This is a genomic window from Novosphingobium sp. (assembly GCF_024642085.1).
Taxonomy (GTDB): domain Bacteria; phylum Pseudomonadota; class Alphaproteobacteria; order Sphingomonadales; family Sphingomonadaceae; genus Novosphingobium.
The window spans coordinates 52368-68611 of sequence record NZ_JAHEBV010000015.1; the positions used below are offsets into that span (position 1 = coordinate 52368).

Sequence of the window (16244 nt, forward strand, 5' to 3'; positions counted from 1 at the left end):
AGCTTTTGCTGAAAGGTTTGTTAAAGCGGTCGGTTCAACGCCCAGCCGGGACTGCGGCGGCTACTTCTTCAGACCGATTTCACGCAGGCGCTGCTGCAGGAAGTCATCCGCAAGGATCGGTTCGGGATAGCGGTCCGGATTGCTTGCGCTTACGCACTGGGGCAGTGTGGAAATTGGGAAATCGCTGCGCAGGTGCAGGAAAAATGGCATCGAATAGCGGCTGAAAGCGGCGCGTTCGGGATTGGGATTGCGCACCCGGTGAATGGTGGAGGGCAGGACATGATTGGTCATGCGCTCCAGCATGTCGCCAACGTTTATCACCATCGCGCCTTCCGGGGGCGATGCGCTGATCCACTGGCCGTCCTTGCCCAGCAGTTCAAGGCCGGCTTCTTCGGCGCCAAGCAGCAGCGTGATAAGGTTGATATCACCGTGGGCGCCGGCGCGGATCGCTTCGCCCTCTAGGTTCTTGAGCGGAGGATAGTGCAGCAGCCGCATGACCGAATTGCCCTCTGCGATGCCCTTGTCGAACCAATTTTCGTCCAGCCCGAGATAGAGCGCGATTGCCGACAGGATCGTGGCACCTGTAGCGTCAAACTGACGGTACAGCTCGCTGAAAACTTCGTGAAAGCCTTCGGGCCGGGCTGGCCATACGTTCGGCGGCATCGAAGCGTCAGCCAGCGGGCTGCCGGGCGGCAGGTCGCGCCCGACGTGCCAGAACTCTTTCAGGTCGTGATGCTTGGCATCCTTGGCGATTTCTATTCCGAACGGAGTATAGCCGCGCGCGCCGCCAATCGACGGATCATGGTAGCCCCGCTTTTCGGCATCAGGCAGCGCGAAGAAGCGTTCCGAGAGCGTCCACGCACGATCGATCAGATCGCGATCAATGGCGAAATCCTTGACCAGGGCAAAACCGAAGGTGCGAAAGCTTTCACCGATGGCCTGGGCAAAGCTGGCTTTGTCGTCATTCAGGGAAAGTACGGGCAGGGTATCGAGTGGCATGGTGGACGTGTCCGGAAGAATCTGTCTATGGCGCGCGCATAGACCGTTTTTTGAGTGGTGGCATGAGCAAAAAGACATCCTACTGGCTGATGAAATCGGAACCCGACGTCTATAGCTGGGATGATCTGGTGACAGAGGGTGAGGGCACCTGGGACGGGGTCCGCAATTACACCGCGCGCCTTAATCTGCGGGCAATGCAGCCAGGCGATCAGGTATTTTTCTATCATTCCAACATCGGGCTGGAAATCGTTGGAATAGCGGAAATTACGGCATCCAACATTCCGGACCCGACGGATGATACAGGACGCTGGTCTGCCGTGAAGCTAAAGCCCATGCGCAAGCTGACCCGGCCCGTTACGCTCAAAGAGATCAAGGCCGACAAGGCGCTGGCCGACATGGATCTTCTGACCAAGTTCCGGCTCTCCGTGTCGGCGGTCAAGCCGGCGGAATGGAAGCATGTGCTCAAACTGTCGGAACGCGCTGCCTAGGGTTGCGCCCGCGCTTGCAAGCCAGATATTGTCGCGCCGCCTGCGCTCAGCTGCTCGATCTCGATCAGCGCATGGATCAGGCGCAGGCCCTTGCGGTGCTGCGCTTCGGCCAGGGCCGCGGTAAACGCGGCGGTGGTTTCCACCCGCTCGGCCCAGCCGCCAAAAGCGCGCGCCAAAGCGGCGAAATCCGGGTTGTGCAGCGTAGTGCCGGAAATCCGGCGGGGAAACTCGCGTTCCTGATGCATCCGGATCGTGCCGTAGGTGCCATTGTCGATCAGGATCACGGTCAGGTCACAGCCGTACTGCATGGCGGTGGCCAGTTCCTGCCCGTTCATCAGGAAATCGCCGTCACCCGCCAGCGCCACGACTTGCCGTTCGGGATAGCGCAGTGCGGCGGCCACGGCTGCGGGAACGCCATATCCCATCGCCCCGGCGGTGGGGGCAAGCTGCACGGGAAAACCGTTGTAATGCCAATAGCGATGCCACCAGCCTGAAAAATTGCCCGCGCCGTTGCAGATGATCGTATCATCGGGCCAGGTTTGGCGCATTGCAGTGACGCAGGCCGCCATGTCGAGCGCGAAAGGCGCAGGCTTGGCCGTAGTCCAGTCAAGCCATTCCATGTGCGCAGCTTCGCCTGCATCGAATGGCAGGACATCGTCGTCCCACAGCGCCGCGACTTCGGCAAACTCGGCCATGTCGGCGCAGATCGCCAGATCGGGACGGTAGACCCGGCCCAGTTCCTCGGGATCGGGGTGGACGTGGACCAGGATCTGATCTGGATGATCCGGCGTGATCAGCGTGTAGCTGTCGGTCGTCGCCTCGCCCAGCCGGGCGCCGATGGCCAGAACCAGATCGGCCTGCTTGATCCGTTCAACCAGTTTGGGACCGGGACCATAGCCCAGGTTGCCGGCCCAGACATTGCTGGCGTTTGAAATCGCGTCCTGGCGGCGGAACGCGCCGGCCACGGGCAATCCGATTCGCTCGGCAAAGGCGGTGAAATGTTCGCGCGCCTTGGCGTGCCAGCCTGCGCCGCCGACAATGGCGACAGGCGCGGCGGCATCGGCGATCATCTGCATCAGTGTGGCCATGGCATCGGGGCAGGGCGGCTGAGCCGGCCGATGGATCGACGGGCGCGGAGACACTGCGCTCACCGTTTCCAGCAGCATGTCTTCGGGCAGGGCGATCACTACCGGGCCGGGGCGACCTGCCAGCGCAGTAGACCAGGCGCGGGCAACGTATTCGGGGATACGGCGCGGATCGTCGATGCGCAGCACCAGCTTGGCCAGCGGCGCGAACATCTGTCCGAAATCGACCTCCTGAAAACCTTCGCGGTCTTTCATTGCGCGGTCTACATCGCCAATAAACAGCAGCATCGGCTGCGAATCCTGGAGCGCCACATGCGCGCCGATCGAAGCATTGGTGGCGCCAGGGCCGCGGGTGACAAAGCAGACTCCGGGCCGGCCAGTCATGGTTCCGTCGGCGCAGGCCATGAACGCCGCGCCGCCTTCCTGGCGGCAGATTACGGTCTGCACCTGCGGCGTGTCGTGCAGCGCATCGAGCACGGCAAGGAAGCTTTCCCCCGGCACGGTGAAGATGCGGTCGCAGCCTTGTGCGACCAGGCAATCGACGAGCAAACGCCCGCCGGTGATAGCTGTGGTTTCGGTCATTTGCGGGATGTAGCGGGCAAGCCGCGCCGGGGCAACGCAGGGCGCGCCATGGTGACCGGGAATGGTTACTGTGCCAGAGCGGGAATGTGGAGATTAACCACGATTTTCCGGGTAGTTGGATGGTGAAGAAAGTCTTAACTTGTCTTCATGAGAAGAACTCTTGTCCTGACCGATGAGGCTGCCCGGCACCCGTTCCGCGCCAGTCTTCCCCCCCATGTTCGTCAGGGCGTCGTTCCCGTTTCGTCAAACCGCTGGCGGTTGGGCGATCTGAAAGACGTGGCAGCGATGTACAGCGCCAGCTTTGTAGCGGCAGCCGTCTATTTCGGTTAGGCGATGGCCGCCGCGCGCTCAGCTTTTACCAGCTGCGCTGCGATCCAGGCAGATACCAGGCACATCGCGGCGCTGAGCAGCAGCTGGTGGACAATTGGCACACCGCCAAACGACAGTCCGCTGGCCATCAGTGATCCGATTACCATTGCGCCAGAGTTCACGATGTTGTTGGCCGCGATGGTCCGCGATGTCTGGGACTTGTCAACAAAGGTTGTCAGAAAAGCATAGAGCGGGACCACGAACATCCCGCCAGCGACGGCTATTCCCAGCAGACAGATCATCAGCGCGACGGCCAGCGGCTGATCGATGAACGTTTGCACGTCCATCAAATCGTTTTCGGGATGCGGCACCCATTGCCGGCACACAAAGAAAAAGCCCACCACGAACAGTCCCATCAGCACTACCGAGGGCGGTGAATAGCGCGCTGAAACGGTGCCCTTGAGCAGCGCATTGACCGACATCGATCCGACTGCAACACCGATCGAGAAAATTACCAAGAACAGGCTGGCGACTTCCTTGCTGGCGGTCAGCACGTTTTTGGCCAGCGGCGGAAACTGCACGAACAGCACCGCGCCGATGGTCCAGAAAAAGCTGATCGCCATGATAGCCAGAAACACGCGCCGGTCATGGCTGGTGTTGCGCACCAGATCGATCGAGGCGCGGATGAAATGATAATCGAGCGGTTCGGGCTCGTGAAACGGGGGGGCAGGGGGAACCTGCCGGCTTACGAAATAGCCTACAATCGCGGTGAAAACCACGCCCGCTGCGGCCCATTCAACCGGAATCCAGCCGGCCACGATGGTGCCCGCCAGGATCGCGACATATGTACCCGCTTCAACCAGGCCGGTCCCTGCCAGCACTTCGCCTGCATGAAGGTGCTGGGGCAGGATGGCGTATTTGATCGGGCCAAAGAATGTCGAATGGACGCCCATACCCAGTAGCGCCAGCATCATCAGCGGGATGGCCACGCCGGTAACCAGGAGCCCCTTCCATGCGAGCAGCAAGCCGATAGCCCCGACGGACATTATGCCGATTTCCGCCGCCTTGACGATGCGGATGATCCGGGCCTTGTCGCGCATATCGGCAAGCTGACCGGAAATTGCCGAAAGGATGAAGAACGGCAGGATGAAGACGCCCGAAGCCACGGCGCTGAACAGCCCTTCGGCCTGTTCTGACTGGTAGACGCTGTAGACGACGAACAGCACCATCGCGTTCTTGAAAAGGTTGTCGTTGAAAGCGCCAAGCAGCTGGGTCGCGAACAGCGGCAGGAAGCGCCGACTGTGAATCAAATGGGTCTGGGTTGTCATGAACTCGCTTTGCGGCAGCCCCGGGGTGCGCGGCGGACCCTAGCGTTGCTGCGGCTGCGGACAAGAGGCCTTGGCACTCTTTTGCACCGGCGCCTTCCGGGCTAAGGGTGGCGCCGATGCTGTCGCTGCCCAACATCCTCACGCTGTCGCGGATCGTCACTCTGCCGTTATTGGCCTTCCTGCTGTGGTGGCCGGAATGGCAATCCGGCTACCTGCTGGCCTTTGTGCTTTACTGCCTGATGGGCATTACCGATTATTTCGACGGCTATCTTGCCCGGTCAAGCGGGACGGTCAGCAAGCTGGGCATCTTTCTGGATCCCATTGCAGACAAGATCATGGTGGCAACGGTAATTCTGGTGCTTGCCGCCCAAGGCGTGCTGCGCGGTCCTTTTGTAGGGGACATGCACGTAATCGCCGGACTGATCATCCTGGCACGCGAGATCGCGGTTTCGGGCTTGCGTGAGTTTCTGGGCGGGCTGCAGGTTTCCATGCCGGTCAGCCGCCTCGCCAAATGGAAAACGACGTTTCAGATGGTGTGCCTGGGCGCGCTGATCCTGGGTCACGCGCTGCCTTGGTGGAACATGACGTTGGGCGGCCTTGCCATGAACGTGCCGCACACCGTGGGTCTGACCACGTTGTGGCTCGCTGCCGCACTGACGGTGATAACCGGGTGGGATTACCTTCGGGTTGGCCTGAAGTTCATGGATTGATCATCCTGCGCGCAGTTTCATAGCCAGCGTGGCAAGGGCAAAAGGCATGACGACGATATTCGATATGGTCACCGGGCCGCTGCCGATCATCAGGCCGTAGGCTGCCCACAAGACAGTTCCTGCCGCGCCCAGGGACACAGCTATCAAAGACAGATCGCTGGTTTTGCGGGTGCGCAATGCCTTGACTGCTTGGGGCAGAAAGGCGCCGCCCGAGGCAAGCGATGCGACATAACCAAGCAGTTCAACAGCCGCCACAGTTCGACCTTTCAGCCCGCACGTAATTCTTCTGCCAGCAGTCTGAACTCGTCTCCGCGCGGTGAGTTCTTGCGCCAGACCAGCGCAATCTCGCGGTTGGCATTATCGCTCTTGAGCGGCCGGGCAATGACGTTCGTGCCATTAAGAATACCCGCGTCGATTGCCATTTCGGGCAGCATGGTCAGGCCCAGACCATTGTCTACCATCTGCACCAGGGTGTGAAGGCTTGTCCCGATCATGGTTGCACTGGCGCGCAATTCGGGCCGGTTGCAGGCTGCAAGAGCGTGTTCTTTCAGGCAATGCCCGTCTTCCAGCAGCAGCAAACGGTTTTCGTCGATAAGGTCGGGGTTGATTTCCTCGGGCGGATCGCGCGGATCGTCTTTCGGGAACGCGACCCACAGCGCGTCGAGTTCAATCACTTCCTTTTCCACCTCGCCGGTCGGAAAAGGCAGGGCAAGCAACACACAGTCCGAACGGCCGTGGTGGAGCGATTCGATTGCCGCCGCACTGGTTTCCTCACGCAGGTACAGTTTCAGTTGCGGGCGTTCGCGGCGCAGGCGCGGCAGCATCCGCGGTAGCAGGAACGGGGCAATGGTGGGGATCACGCTCATCCGCACTTCGCCTGACAATGGCTGGCCCGCAGAACGGACCATGTCGGACAGTTCCTCTGCCTCTCGCAGCAGTCGGTGGGCTTTGGCAACCACCTGATTTCCCAGGGGCGTAAAGCGCACCGCGCGCTTGGTGCGTTCGACCAGCGTAGTGCCCAGCAGCGTTTCAAGATCGCGCAGGCCCGCTGAAAGGGTCGATTGGGAGACGAAACTGGCATCAGCGGCCCGGCCGAAATGCCCATGCTCGTGCAGTGCAACCAGATATTGCAGCTGCTTGAGCGTGGGCAGATAGGCGCTCATTCTGCTGGGGCGTCTTCCGCCGAAGGTTCAGCCCGGCTGCCAATTTCGTCGATATGCGCCATTTTCATCCGGCCCTTGACCACCGCGAAAGCCAGCTTGCCTTCGACGAGTTCCAGGGCATCGCGGCCAAAGACGTCGTAACGCCAGCCTTCCAGCAGCGGCAATTCGCGCACGCCGGCGGCCAGCAGTTCCAGATCCTCGCTGCGCGCCAGCAAGCGGGCGGCGACGTCGATTTCGCGGCTGCGGATCTTGAGCAGCAGCTTGAGCAGGTCGGCGACCAGCGCCCCTTCCTTGCCCAGTGGCGCGCCGCGCGGGGTGCGCGGGGGCAATTCATCATCGGATAGTGGGACCGCGTTCTCGATTGCCGCCATCAGGCGCCGGCCGATTTCGTTATCCTTCCAGCCCGGTGACAGCCCGCGGACCTTGGCCAGGTCTTCCTGCTTTTTGGGCGGATGGCTGGCAATGTCGGCCACGGTCTCGTCGCGGGCAATGCGGCCGCGCGGGATGTTCTTGTCCTGCGCTTCCAGTTCGCGCCACTGCGCGATTGATTTGAGCCGCCCGAGCATGGCGGGGTTGCGGCCCGCCGCTTTGATCCGTTGCCACGACAGGGTGGGATCATTGCGGTAACCGGCCGGATCGGCCAGCTTTTCCATTTCGATGTTGAGCCAAACCCCGCGGCCGGTCTTTTTCAGCCGGCCCAGGATCTTGGGGAAAATCTTGGCCAGATGGGTCACATCGCCGATGGCATATTCAATTTGCCGTTCGGTAAGCGGGCGGCGCGACCAATCGGTAAAGCGTGCGCCTTTGTCGACGACAATGCCCTGCCACGATTCGACCAGATTGGAATAACCGATCTGCTCGCTCTGGCTGATTGCCATCATTGCGATCTGCGTGTCGAAGATCGGGTGCGGGGTGCGTCCGGTCAGGTTGTAGATGATTTCCACATCCTGGCCGCCAGCGTGGAAAACCTTGAGCACATCCTCATTGTCGACCAGAAGGTCGAGCAGCGGGGTCATGTCGATGTCCTTGGCCAGCGGATCGATCGCGGCGGCTTCATGTTCATCCGCCACCTGAATCAGGCACAGTTCGGGCCAATAGGTGTTCTCGCGCATGAACTCGGTGTCCACGCAGATGAAATCGGCCTGGGCCAGGCGCGTACACAGGTCTGCCAGCGCGGCCGACGTGGTAATCAATGGGTGTATCTTCATCGTTCTTTTCTGTAGGTGACCCCGTGCGGGGCCTCGGCTTGACAAAAGCGCGGGATTCGCCTGTTAGCCCGCGCTTTCGCCCCTGCATCAAAGTGGGCCGATTGGAAAGAGTTTCGATGCATCTTTATCGTTCGCACACCTGTGGCGCGCTGCGCGCTGATGACGTGGGCCAGACTGTCCGCCTGTCGGGCTGGATTCACCGCAAGCGCGACCATGGCGGCGTACTGTTCGTTGACCTGCGCGATCATTACGGCCTGACCCAGATCGTGGCCGACGTCGACAGCCCGGCGCTGGCCGTGCTGGAGGGCGCCCGCGTGGAATCAGTCGTGACCATTGACGGCATGGCCAAGGCCCGCAGTGAAGGCACCGTCAATGCCAATCTGCCGACGGGCGCGATCGAAGTCTATGCCAGGGACGCGACTGTGCTGAGCCGCGCCGAGGAACTGCCTCTGCCGGTGGCGGGCGAGCAGGAATATCCCGAGGACGTGCGACTGCGATACCGTTTCCTCGACCTGCGGCGCGAAACGCTCCATGCCAATATAGTCAAACGGACGCAGATCATTTCGGAAACGCGGCGTCAGATGGAGGCGATCGGTTTCACCGAATATTCGACCCCGATCCTCACCGCATCCTCGCCAGAAGGCGCGCGTGACTTTCTGGTGCCAAGCCGCATCCATGCGGGCAAGTTCTTTGCGCTGCCGCAGGCGCCGCAGCAGTACAAGCAGCTGCTGATGGTGGCGGGGTTTGACCGCTATTTCCAGATCGCGCCGTGCTTTCGCGATGAAGATCCGCGCGCAGACCGTCTGCCGGGCGAGTTCTACCAGCTCGACCTTGAAATGAGCTTCGTCACCCAGGAAGAAGTGTGGGATACGATGGAGCCGGTGATGGCCGGGGTCTTTGAAAAGTTCGCCGATGGCAAGGCCGTGACCCCCGCGGGCCAGTTTCCTCGCATCCCCTATGCCCAGGCGATGCTCGACTACGGCACCGACAAGCCCGATCTGCGTAATCCGCTGATCATCCGCGATGTGACGGCCGAGTTTACCGCGTCAGGCTTTGGTCTGTTCGAAAAGATCGTCGGCGGCGGAGGGTCTGTGCGACTGATCCCCGCGCCAAACACTGCTGGCCTCAGCCGCAAGTTCTTCGATGACATGAACGAATGGGCGCGCAGCGAAGGCCATGCCGGGCTGGGTTATGCCACGCGCAAGCAGGGCGAGTTCGGTGGTCCGATCGCCAAGAACCACGGTGCTGACAAGATGGCGGCATTATGGGATTCGCTTGGGCTGGGCCCTGACGACGGTGCGTTTTTTGCGGCCGGGAACGAAGCCCAGGCTGCCAAGTTGGCCGGTGCTGCGCGCTCTCGCGTGGGCGAGCAGCTCGACCTGATCGACAAGGATGCCTTCCGGTTTTGCTGGATCATCGACTTTCCGTTCTACGAATGGGATGAGGATAACAAGAAGGTCGATTTCGCGCACAACCCGTTCTCGATGCCGCAGGGCGGGCTGGAGGCGTTGGAAACGCAAGATCCGCTGACGATCAAGGCCTTTCAGTACGACATGGTCTGCAACGGGTATGAACTTGCCTCGGGTTCGATCCGCAACCAGCATCCTGACCTGATGGTCAAGGCGTTCGAGCTGACCGGGCTTAGCCAGGCCGATGTCGAGGAACGTTTCGGCGGGATGTACCGCGCGTTCCAATTCGGCGCGCCGCCGCACGGGGGCATGGCCGCCGGGGTCGATCGCATGGTCATGCTGCTGTGCGGGGTGCAGAACCTTCGCGAAATCACGCTGTTCCCGATGAACCAGCGCGCCGAAGACCTGCTGATGGGCGCGCCGTCGATGCCCGAGCCAAAGGCACTTCGCGAGCTCCACATACGTATCGTTGAGCCGCCCAAAGGGTAAGTTGCTTGCCCCCCTCTTGCCTTAGTCCGCGCCGTTCTTTAGGGCGCTGTGCAACATCTGTTTATCTGCCGTTCACGAAGGGAATAATCCATGAGCGACACCGCCGACCGCGTTAAGAAAATCGTCGTTGAGCATCTTGGCGTCGAAGCCGACAAGGTCACCGAAGATGCCAGCTTTATCGATGATCTGGGCGCTGACAGCCTCGACATTGTCGAACTGGTCATGGCCTTCGAAGAAGAATTCGGCGTCGAAATCCCCGACGATGCGGCTGAGAAGATCAGCACCGTCACGGATGCGATCAAATACATCGACGATCACAAGGGCTGATAGCCCTGGCCTTTGGCCATCCCGTCTGGTGACAGCCATGGCTGCGCCGTTGACGGACCTGAAGGCCTTTGACAGGCTCAGCCCATAACGGGCTGGGCCTGTTGCATTTTACAAGCTTGGAGATGCGAATGCGCCGTGTTGTCGTAACCGGTCTTGGCCTTGTCACCCCCCTGGGCGCCGATGTTGAGACGACCTGGGCCAACCTGATTTCCGGCAAGAGCGGGGCAGGGCCGATCACCCGCTTCGACGCTTCTAACCAAAAGGCGACGATCGCTTGCGAGGTAAAGGGCAAGGACCACGAGTACGGGTTTGACCCCGACAAGCGGATCGATCCCAAGATTCAACGCCAGGTCGATCCGTTCATCGTCTATGGGCTTGATGCGGCTGGTCAGGCACTTGAAGATGCCGGCCTTACCGAGCTTGACGAAGCAACGCGTGAACGTGCTGGCGTTTCGATCGGTGCTGGAATCGGCGGGTTGCCAGGGATTGAGCTCGAATCGATTAATCTGCACGAACGCGGGCCCGGCCGGGTCAGCCCGCATTTCGTCCACGGACGGATCATCAATCTGATCAGCGGCCAGGTCTCGATCCGGTACGGGCTGATGGGGCCGAACCATGCGGTTGTAACCGCCTGTTCCACGGGCGCGCATTCAATTGGCGATGCGGCGCGCATGATCCGCGATGACGATGCCGACATCATGCTTGCCGGCGGATCGGAATCGACGATCAATCCGCTTGGTATTGCCGGCTTCGCCCAGGCCCGCGCGCTCAATTGCAGCATGAACGACCGGCCCGAACAAGCTAGCCGGCCCTATGACAAGGACCGTGACGGATTTGTCCTGGGCGAAGGCGCGGGCGTTGTGGTGCTGGAAGAATACGAACACGCCAAGGCGCGCGGGGCAAAAATTTATGCTGAAGTCGTTGGCTATGGCCTGTCGGGCGATGCCTATCACGTAACTGCCCCGCATCCCGAAGGCCGGGGCGCGGAACTGTCGATGCGTATGGCGATGCGCAAGGCCGGGATGGAGCCGGGCGATATTGATTACGTCAACGCCCACGGGACTTCGACAATGGCCGATACGATTGAGCTGGGCGCGGTCAAGCGTGTGCTGGGCAATGATCTGTCTGGCGCGTCGATGAGCAGCACCAAATCCGCCATCGGCCACTTGCTGGGCGGGGCCGGAGCGGTTGAAACGATCTTCTGTATCCTGGCGATCCGCGACCAGATCGTGCCGCCAACGCTCAACCTCGATAACCCGGATGAAGGCACCGAAGGCGTCGATCTGGTGCCGCACACCGCCAAAAAGCGCAAGGTCCGTGCCGCGCTGAACAATTCGTTCGGCTTTGGCGGAACCAATGCATCTCTGATTGTCAAAGCGGTCGAAGACTGATGCTGGGTTCGCGGCGGGGCTGCCTGCCGATCATCCTGGCTGGCGTGCTGCTGCTTGGCGCAGTGGGATGGTTTTTCGGCGGATGGTATTCGGCCGGGCCGCTGGTCAAGGACACGGCATTCGTCGTGCCCGAAGGGTCCAGCCTGTCGTCCGTTGCTGCAAAGCTCGAGCGCGACGGCGCGATCGCATCGGCCAGCGCCTTTAAACTGCGCGCGCGGATCCTGTCAGGCGGAGCGCCGATCAAGGCGGGTGAGTTCCTGCTGCCCAAGGGGGCCAGTCCGGGCAAGATCCTGCGCATTATTCAAGGCGATGAAGTTCTGCGCAGGTTTGTCACGGTACCAGAGGGCATGCCGTCGGTCATGGTCCACGAACGGCTGATGGCGCAGCAGAACCTGACGGGCAATGTCGACGTTCCGGCCGAAGGATCGATCCTGCCTGACACATATGAAATCGGAAAGGGCGAAAGCCGGCAATCCATACTGCTGCGGATGCAAACGGCGATGCAGCGGACGCTGGCCGAACTGTGGGCCAAGCGCGCCAAGGATATCGCTGTGTCTACTCCGCAAGAGGCACTGGCACTGGCATCCATCGTGGAAAAGGAAACAGGCAAGCCTGCAGAGCGTTCGGTTGTGGCCGGGCTCTATTCCAACAGGCTGCGCCAGGGGATCATGCTTCAGGCCGATCCGACGATTATCTACCCAATCACCAAGGGCAAGCCGCTGGGCCGCCGTATCCGGCAGTCTGAAATCCAGGCGGTGAACGATTACAATACCTATTCCATGGTTGGCCTGCCCAAGGGTCCGATCACCAATCCCGGCCGCGCCAGCATTGAAGCCGTGCTGAACCCGGCCAAGACCGATGCGCTTTACATGGTCGCGGACGGAACCGGCGGGCACCAGTTTGCCTCGACGCTGGCACAGCACAACGCCAACGTGGAAAAATGGTACACTCTGCGTAAAGCGCGCGGCGACTTTTAACGTCCTGTCATGGCTTCCATGGCAGGCAGATAACGCGCCCCCACAATTTCTATGGCGCGGCTGGCAGTGTCCAGCGCGGTCAGGTTTTCGTCACCCAGTTCAAGATGGACAGCGCCCAGATTTTCAGCCAGCCGGGCCAGCTTGGTCGTGCCAGGGATCGGCACAATGTCATCCCCCTGCGCCAGCAGCCAGGCCAGCGCGACCTGAGCGGCTGTAGCGCCCAGCGGCTGGGCGATCGTGCGCACCAGATCGACCAGTGCCTGGTTAGCCATGACCGCGTCCTGCTGAAAGCGCGGCAGGCGGGCGCGAAAATCGCCTTTGTCGAAGACGGTGTCGGCAGTGATGGCCCCGGTCAAGAACCCGCGTCCCAGCGGACTGTAGGGCACGAACCCGATCCCTAGCTCGCGCAGCGTGGGAAGAATATCGACCTCAACCTCGCGCTGCCAAAGCGAATACTCGCTTTGCAGGGCCGTGACAGGCTGGACGGCATGTGCTTTGCGGATCGTGGCAGCGCCTGCTTCTGATAGACCAAAGTGTTTGACCTTGCCCGCGCGGATCAATTCGCCGACCGTGCCAGCCACGTCCTCGATCGGCACCGCCGGATCAACGCGGTGCTGATAAAGCAAGTCGATCCGGTCGGTCCGAAGCCGCTTGAGCGAAGCATCAACCACTTCGCGGATGTGTTCGGGCCGGCTGTCTGCACGCGGGCCCTGGGCCGGGTCTGCTTTAAGGTCAAAGCCGAACTTCGTTGCGATCACCACGTGATCGCGCAGCGGCTCCAGCGCCTCGCCCAGCAGATCTTCATTGGCAAACGGCCCATAGACTTCGGCCGTATCAAAGAAGGTAACGCCAAGCTCCACCGCCTGACGCAGCAAGTCTATCATTGCAGTCTTTTCAGGTGCTGCGCCGTAGGCCCAGCTCATTCCCATGCAGCCTAAGCCGAGCGCGGAAACGGACAAGCCGGAAGGGCCAAGGCTGCGATGCTGCATGTTCTAATCTCCGCCTCAATCAGGGTTCGACTATGTTGAACCCTGCGGTTAGCGGGTCAAGCGCGTCGAGCCACTTTTGCGCCAGATCGCGGTTCCCTTCGATCTTGAGGCCGGCCATTTCGAGCTGGCTCAGCGGCAGCTTGAGGAACAGCAGACCCAGCAACACGCGGCGCGGTGCCGTGATGGTGGCCTGCGGGTTCGCTTGCGGCTGCATCCGCGCGATCATGGTCGTACCCGTCAGTTCCACGCTCGCGCTTTCCTGGCGTTCGGGCATGATGAGATTGACCGTTGCCTGTCCTGGGCCGAACCTTGCAGGGTCAAATCGTGTCGCAACCGAATCGAGCAGCAGCTGGGTCGGGACTGCCGCAATCAGATCGGCGCTTTGCGTGTTAGTCGTACTAGCTCTGGCTCCGATGCGCAGATCACGCGCGGCCGACAGAAACTGATTGCGCCATATCGCGCTTTCCGCCTGATACCCTTGCTGTTCATAACTGTCGGCCAACAGGTTGCGTGCTGCCGCATTGGCCGGATCGGCAAATACGGCTTGACCCAGCAGGTCCGATGACCAGCGGTAATCACCAGCCGCCATCGCCTTGCGCGCCAGGGCGATCACCTTCCTGGTGCCGCCCATCGCAGCAATGGATTTCCTGGCCCGTTCGGCCGGCGGCCAGGGATCAAGGTTTGACGGATTGGCGTCATACCAGCCCAGATAGAACTGATAGACTGCCTTTGAATTGTGGCTGTAGGTTCCGTAGTACCCATGGTTGAACCATTGGGCGGCAAGCTGCGATGGCTGCTTAAGGTCTTCCGCAATTTCGACCATGGTCGCGCCCCGGTTCATCATCCGTACGGTCTGATCGTGCAGATAGCGGTAATTGTCGCGCTGCGAGGCAAGCATCGCAGTAACCTCGCCGCGGCCAAACCGCGGCCAGCAATGGCTCGACAAGACGACATCGCTGCGTGTGCCGTAAAGGCGCAAAGCTTCATCCAGGTAGCCGGCCCAGGCGTGCGCATCCCGGACCTTGGCACCGCGCGGGGTGAGGATATTGTGAAATGTGCAAGTCGATATCTCGGCCGCAAGGAAGGCCTTGGCCGGGGCGATATAGACGTTGAGTTCCGACGGTGCTTCGCTGCCCGAAACAATTTGAAACTCCATCGCAACGCCGTCGATCACCCTGGTATCCCCGGTCCGTTCGATCAAGTCGGTCGGCGCGATCAGCGTAATTTCCCCGGCCGGTATTGCCAACCCGATGCCGCTGCCGACCTGGCCCTGCGGCCCGGGTACCAGGCCTGCGCCAAATTGATAATTGGCGCGGCGGCCCATTGCGACTCCGGCCATGATATTTTCGGAAGCGGTCTCTTCGGTAAAACGTGCCGGGGCGACGATCGCTACTTTACGGGCCGCGGCATCAGCCTCGTCGATTACGCCGCGAACGCCGCCGAAATGGTCGGCATGGCTATGGCTGTAGATCACCGCGCTGACGGGTCGCTGGCCCAATTGGCGATTAACGAGTTCCATCGCCGCCGCTGCGGTTTCGCGGTTGGTCAGCGGATCGATCACAATCCACCCGGTTGCGCCCTTGACCACGGTCATGTTCGATACGTCAAACCCGCGCACCTGCCAGACGCCTTCGGTTACGGCGAACAGCCCGGCGCTTTTCAGGAGCGTCATCTCGCGCCACAACGACGGGTTGACCGTGGCGGGGGCGGGGCCGGTGACAAAGGCATAGGCATCGGTGCGCCACACTGGCCGGCCCTTGGCATCGATGATCACCGGATCGCTGCGCGTGGCCACAAACCCGCGCGCCGCAAAATCGGCATCGCGGCCATCCTCGGCCGGGAGAGCAGCAGCGGCGCTGCCCTGGCGGGCAATCGTGGCAGGGCTGGCGGGCTTCGCCTGGGAATCCCTGGTCTGCTCAGCGCCGATGGATCCGCTGCAAACCATTCCGCACAAAGCCGCCGCCGTTGTAAGCGCTTTCATGGCACCATCCTCCCTATTTGCCGGGCAGACTGACGTGCAAACTGTCTGCCGACAAGCGCTAAGCATCCCAACGCTGCTCGGGAACCAAGCTGGACGGCAATGGTTAATGGGATTAGGTGCGGGCCATGGCATCAGTCCCTCCCTCCATGCCGTCGCCCGCACCGTTCATTGTCACTGCCGAATTGCCGCCGGACATCTTTGCCTGGGGAGATAGCCTGCGCCGCGCGCACTTTCCTGCCGAACGCAACGTACTCTCAGCGCATGTCACCCTGTTCCACAGTTTTGCTCCGTCGCTGCACGCAGAACTGCTGCGGACGCTGGGCGATTTTGCCGGCCAGTTTGCCCCGCCCGATGGTGTGGTCGAAGGCTTGATGAACCTGGGCAAAGGGACTGCTCTTGCCATTCGCAGCCCGCAGATGCTGGCAGTGCGGCAGCGCATTGCCGAACGATTTCACGGCTCGCTTACTCCGCAGGACCGTCACACTCCGCGTCTTCACATCACTATCCAGAACAAGGTGTCGGCCGAGGCAGCGCGCGAGCTGCAGCGCGAACTCGCCGGTTTTTCGCCGCGCGCTTTCCGCTTCACCGGGCTGGGTCTGCACATCTATCGGGTGACGCATTGGGAGGGGCAGGGCACGTGGTCCTTCCGCGGCAAAGACCACGCTTGACCCGCACGTGCCCGCACCTTATGTGCGCCGCCTGTCCGGGCCAGTCCCTGACTTGCCTTGGTATGGCGGAGTAGCTCAGCAGGTTAGAGCAGCGGAATCATAATCCGCGTGTCGGGGGTTCGAGTCCCTCCTCCGCTACCA

16 protein-coding genes and 1 tRNA gene are annotated in these 16244 nt (G+C 61.3%); 9 read left to right on the plus strand and 8 right to left on the minus strand.

Annotated elements, in window-relative coordinates; translation table 11 throughout:
* Window positions 1-60: 60 nt before the first annotated feature.
* Window positions 61-999, minus strand: a complete 939-nt coding sequence (locus tag Q0L62_RS08250) for a 2-oxoglutarate and iron-dependent oxygenase domain-containing protein (RefSeq protein ID WP_296678766.1) — start codon at window positions 997-999, stop codon at window positions 61-63.
* A gap of 62 nt (window positions 1000-1061) precedes the next feature.
* On the opposite strand from Q0L62_RS08250, the gene Q0L62_RS08255 reads away from it, so the two are divergent.
* Window positions 1062-1487 (plus strand): EVE domain-containing protein, encoded by a 426-nt coding sequence (locus tag Q0L62_RS08255; protein WP_296678768.1) that lies wholly within the window; start codon window positions 1062-1064, stop codon window positions 1485-1487.
* Here the strand turns inward: Q0L62_RS08255 and Q0L62_RS08260 are convergent.
* On the minus strand, window positions 1484-3154 hold the full coding sequence (locus Q0L62_RS08260) for a thiamine pyrophosphate-binding protein (RefSeq protein ID WP_296678770.1): 1671 nt from the start codon (window positions 3152-3154) through the stop codon (window positions 1484-1486). The two genes, Q0L62_RS08255 and Q0L62_RS08260, sit on opposite strands and share 4 nt — an antisense overlap.
* 147 nt (window positions 3155-3301) lie before the next feature.
* On the opposite strand from Q0L62_RS08260, the gene Q0L62_RS08265 reads away from it, so the two are divergent.
* Window positions 3302-3484 carry a hypothetical protein gene (locus tag Q0L62_RS08265; protein ID WP_296678772.1) on the plus strand — a complete coding sequence of 61 codons (183 nt, stop codon included), beginning with the start codon at window positions 3302-3304 and terminating at the stop codon, window positions 3482-3484.
* Here Q0L62_RS08265 and Q0L62_RS08270 read toward each other — a convergent pair.
* Window positions 3481-4791 carry an MFS transporter gene (locus tag Q0L62_RS08270; RefSeq protein ID WP_296678774.1) on the minus strand — a complete coding sequence of 437 codons (1311 nt, stop codon included), beginning with the start codon at window positions 4789-4791 and terminating at the stop codon, window positions 3481-3483. The genes Q0L62_RS08265 and Q0L62_RS08270 overlap by 4 nt on opposite strands.
* A 116-nt stretch (window positions 4792-4907) precedes the next feature.
* Between Q0L62_RS08270 and pgsA the strand changes: the two genes are divergently transcribed.
* Window positions 4908-5501, plus strand: coding sequence for a CDP-diacylglycerol--glycerol-3-phosphate 3-phosphatidyltransferase (gene pgsA, locus Q0L62_RS08275; RefSeq protein WP_296678776.1), 594 nt, complete (start codon window positions 4908-4910; stop codon window positions 5499-5501).
* On the opposite strand, the gene Q0L62_RS08280 is transcribed toward pgsA, so the two are convergent.
* Genes Q0L62_RS08280 through rnd form a run of 3 tightly spaced genes read right to left on the minus strand, consistent with a single transcriptional unit; the run spans window position 5502 to window position 7872 of the window.
* A complete protein-coding gene (locus Q0L62_RS08280) occupies window positions 5502-5756 on the minus strand; it encodes a SemiSWEET family transporter (RefSeq protein WP_296678778.1) in 255 nt (84 codons plus the stop codon). It lies immediately after the preceding gene.
* An 11-nt stretch (window positions 5757-5767) separates the two neighbouring features.
* The gene (locus Q0L62_RS08285) at window positions 5768-6664 is read right to left on the minus strand and encodes a hydrogen peroxide-inducible genes activator (protein WP_296678780.1); all 897 of its coding nucleotides are present in this window, start codon (window positions 6662-6664) and stop codon (window positions 5768-5770) included.
* Window positions 6661-7872, minus strand: a complete 1212-nt coding sequence (gene rnd / locus Q0L62_RS08290) for a ribonuclease D (RefSeq protein ID WP_296678782.1) — start codon at window positions 7870-7872, stop codon at window positions 6661-6663. Before rnd ends, Q0L62_RS08285 begins: the two co-directional genes overlap by 4 nt.
* A 116-nt stretch (window positions 7873-7988) precedes the next feature.
* Here rnd and aspS point away from each other — a divergent pair, with 116 nt between their 5' ends.
* From aspS to mltG, 4 genes are all read left to right on the plus strand, one after another.
* A complete protein-coding gene (gene aspS / locus Q0L62_RS08295; RefSeq protein ID WP_296678784.1) occupies window positions 7989-9770 on the plus strand; it encodes an aspartate--tRNA ligase in 1782 nt (593 codons plus the stop codon).
* A 90-nt stretch (window positions 9771-9860) separates the two neighbouring features.
* The gene (locus tag Q0L62_RS08300; protein ID WP_296678785.1) at window positions 9861-10097 is read left to right on the plus strand and encodes an acyl carrier protein; all 237 of its coding nucleotides are present in this window, start codon (window positions 9861-9863) and stop codon (window positions 10095-10097) included.
* Window positions 10098-10225: 128 nt separating this feature from the next.
* A complete protein-coding gene (fabF, locus tag Q0L62_RS08305) occupies window positions 10226-11488 on the plus strand; it encodes a beta-ketoacyl-ACP synthase II (RefSeq protein ID WP_296678786.1) in 1263 nt (420 codons plus the stop codon).
* Between the two features lie 2 nt (window positions 11489-11490).
* Window positions 11491-12465, plus strand: coding sequence for an endolytic transglycosylase MltG (gene mltG / locus Q0L62_RS08310; protein WP_296678800.1), 975 nt, complete (start codon window positions 11491-11493; stop codon window positions 12463-12465).
* Here the strand turns inward: mltG and Q0L62_RS08315 are convergent.
* On the minus strand, window positions 12462-13454 hold the full coding sequence (locus tag Q0L62_RS08315; protein ID WP_296678787.1) for an aldo/keto reductase: 993 nt from the start codon (window positions 13452-13454) through the stop codon (window positions 12462-12464). The two genes, mltG and Q0L62_RS08315, sit on opposite strands and share 4 nt — an antisense overlap.
* Window positions 13455-13473: 19 nt before the next feature.
* Entirely contained in the window at window positions 13474-15435 is a 1962-nt protein-coding gene (locus tag Q0L62_RS08320) for an alkyl sulfatase dimerization domain-containing protein (RefSeq protein ID WP_296678788.1), read from the minus strand.
* Window positions 15436-15560: 125 nt separating this feature from the next.
* Here Q0L62_RS08320 and Q0L62_RS08325 point away from each other — a divergent pair, with 125 nt between their 5' ends.
* A complete protein-coding gene (locus Q0L62_RS08325) occupies window positions 15561-16103 on the plus strand; it encodes a 2'-5' RNA ligase family protein (RefSeq protein WP_296678789.1) in 543 nt (180 codons plus the stop codon).
* A 64-nt stretch (window positions 16104-16167) separates the two neighbouring features.
* Window positions 16168-16244: transfer RNA gene (locus Q0L62_RS08330), tRNA-Met, on the plus strand.

What these genes read in the sequence shown, in the direction of transcription:
- Q0L62_RS08265 (WP_296678772.1), top strand. Translation starts at nt 3,302, where the DNA reads ATGAGAAGAACTCTTGTCCTGACCGATGAGGCTGCCCGGCACCCGTTC.
- Q0L62_RS08320 (WP_296678788.1), bottom strand. Translation starts at nt 15,435, where the DNA reads ATGAAAGCGCTTACAACGGCGGCGGCTTTGTGCGGAATGGTTTGCAGC.
- Q0L62_RS08255 (WP_296678768.1), top strand. Translation starts at nt 1,062, where the DNA reads ATGAGCAAAAAGACATCCTACTGGCTGATGAAATCGGAACCCGACGTC.
- pgsA (WP_296678776.1), top strand. Translation starts at nt 4,908, where the DNA reads ATGCTGTCGCTGCCCAACATCCTCACGCTGTCGCGGATCGTCACTCTG.
- Q0L62_RS08300 (WP_296678785.1), top strand. Translation starts at nt 9,861, where the DNA reads ATGAGCGACACCGCCGACCGCGTTAAGAAAATCGTCGTTGAGCATCTT.
- Q0L62_RS08285 (WP_296678780.1), bottom strand. Translation starts at nt 6,664, where the DNA reads ATGAGCGCCTATCTGCCCACGCTCAAGCAGCTGCAATATCTGGTTGCA.
- fabF (WP_296678786.1), top strand. Translation starts at nt 10,226, where the DNA reads ATGCGCCGTGTTGTCGTAACCGGTCTTGGCCTTGTCACCCCCCTGGGC.
- Q0L62_RS08325 (WP_296678789.1), top strand. Translation starts at nt 15,561, where the DNA reads ATGGCATCAGTCCCTCCCTCCATGCCGTCGCCCGCACCGTTCATTGTC.
- aspS (WP_296678784.1), top strand. Translation starts at nt 7,989, where the DNA reads ATGCATCTTTATCGTTCGCACACCTGTGGCGCGCTGCGCGCTGATGAC.
- rnd (WP_296678782.1), bottom strand. Translation starts at nt 7,872, where the DNA reads ATGAAGATACACCCATTGATTACCACGTCGGCCGCGCTGGCAGACCTG.
- Q0L62_RS08250 (WP_296678766.1), bottom strand. Translation starts at nt 999, where the DNA reads ATGCCACTCGATACCCTGCCCGTACTTTCCCTGAATGACGACAAAGCC.
- Q0L62_RS08270 (WP_296678774.1), bottom strand. Translation starts at nt 4,791, where the DNA reads ATGACAACCCAGACCCATTTGATTCACAGTCGGCGCTTCCTGCCGCTG.
- Q0L62_RS08315 (WP_296678787.1), bottom strand. Translation starts at nt 13,454, where the DNA reads ATGCAGCATCGCAGCCTTGGCCCTTCCGGCTTGTCCGTTTCCGCGCTC.
- Q0L62_RS08260 (WP_296678770.1), bottom strand. Translation starts at nt 3,154, where the DNA reads ATGACCGAAACCACAGCTATCACCGGCGGGCGTTTGCTCGTCGATTGC.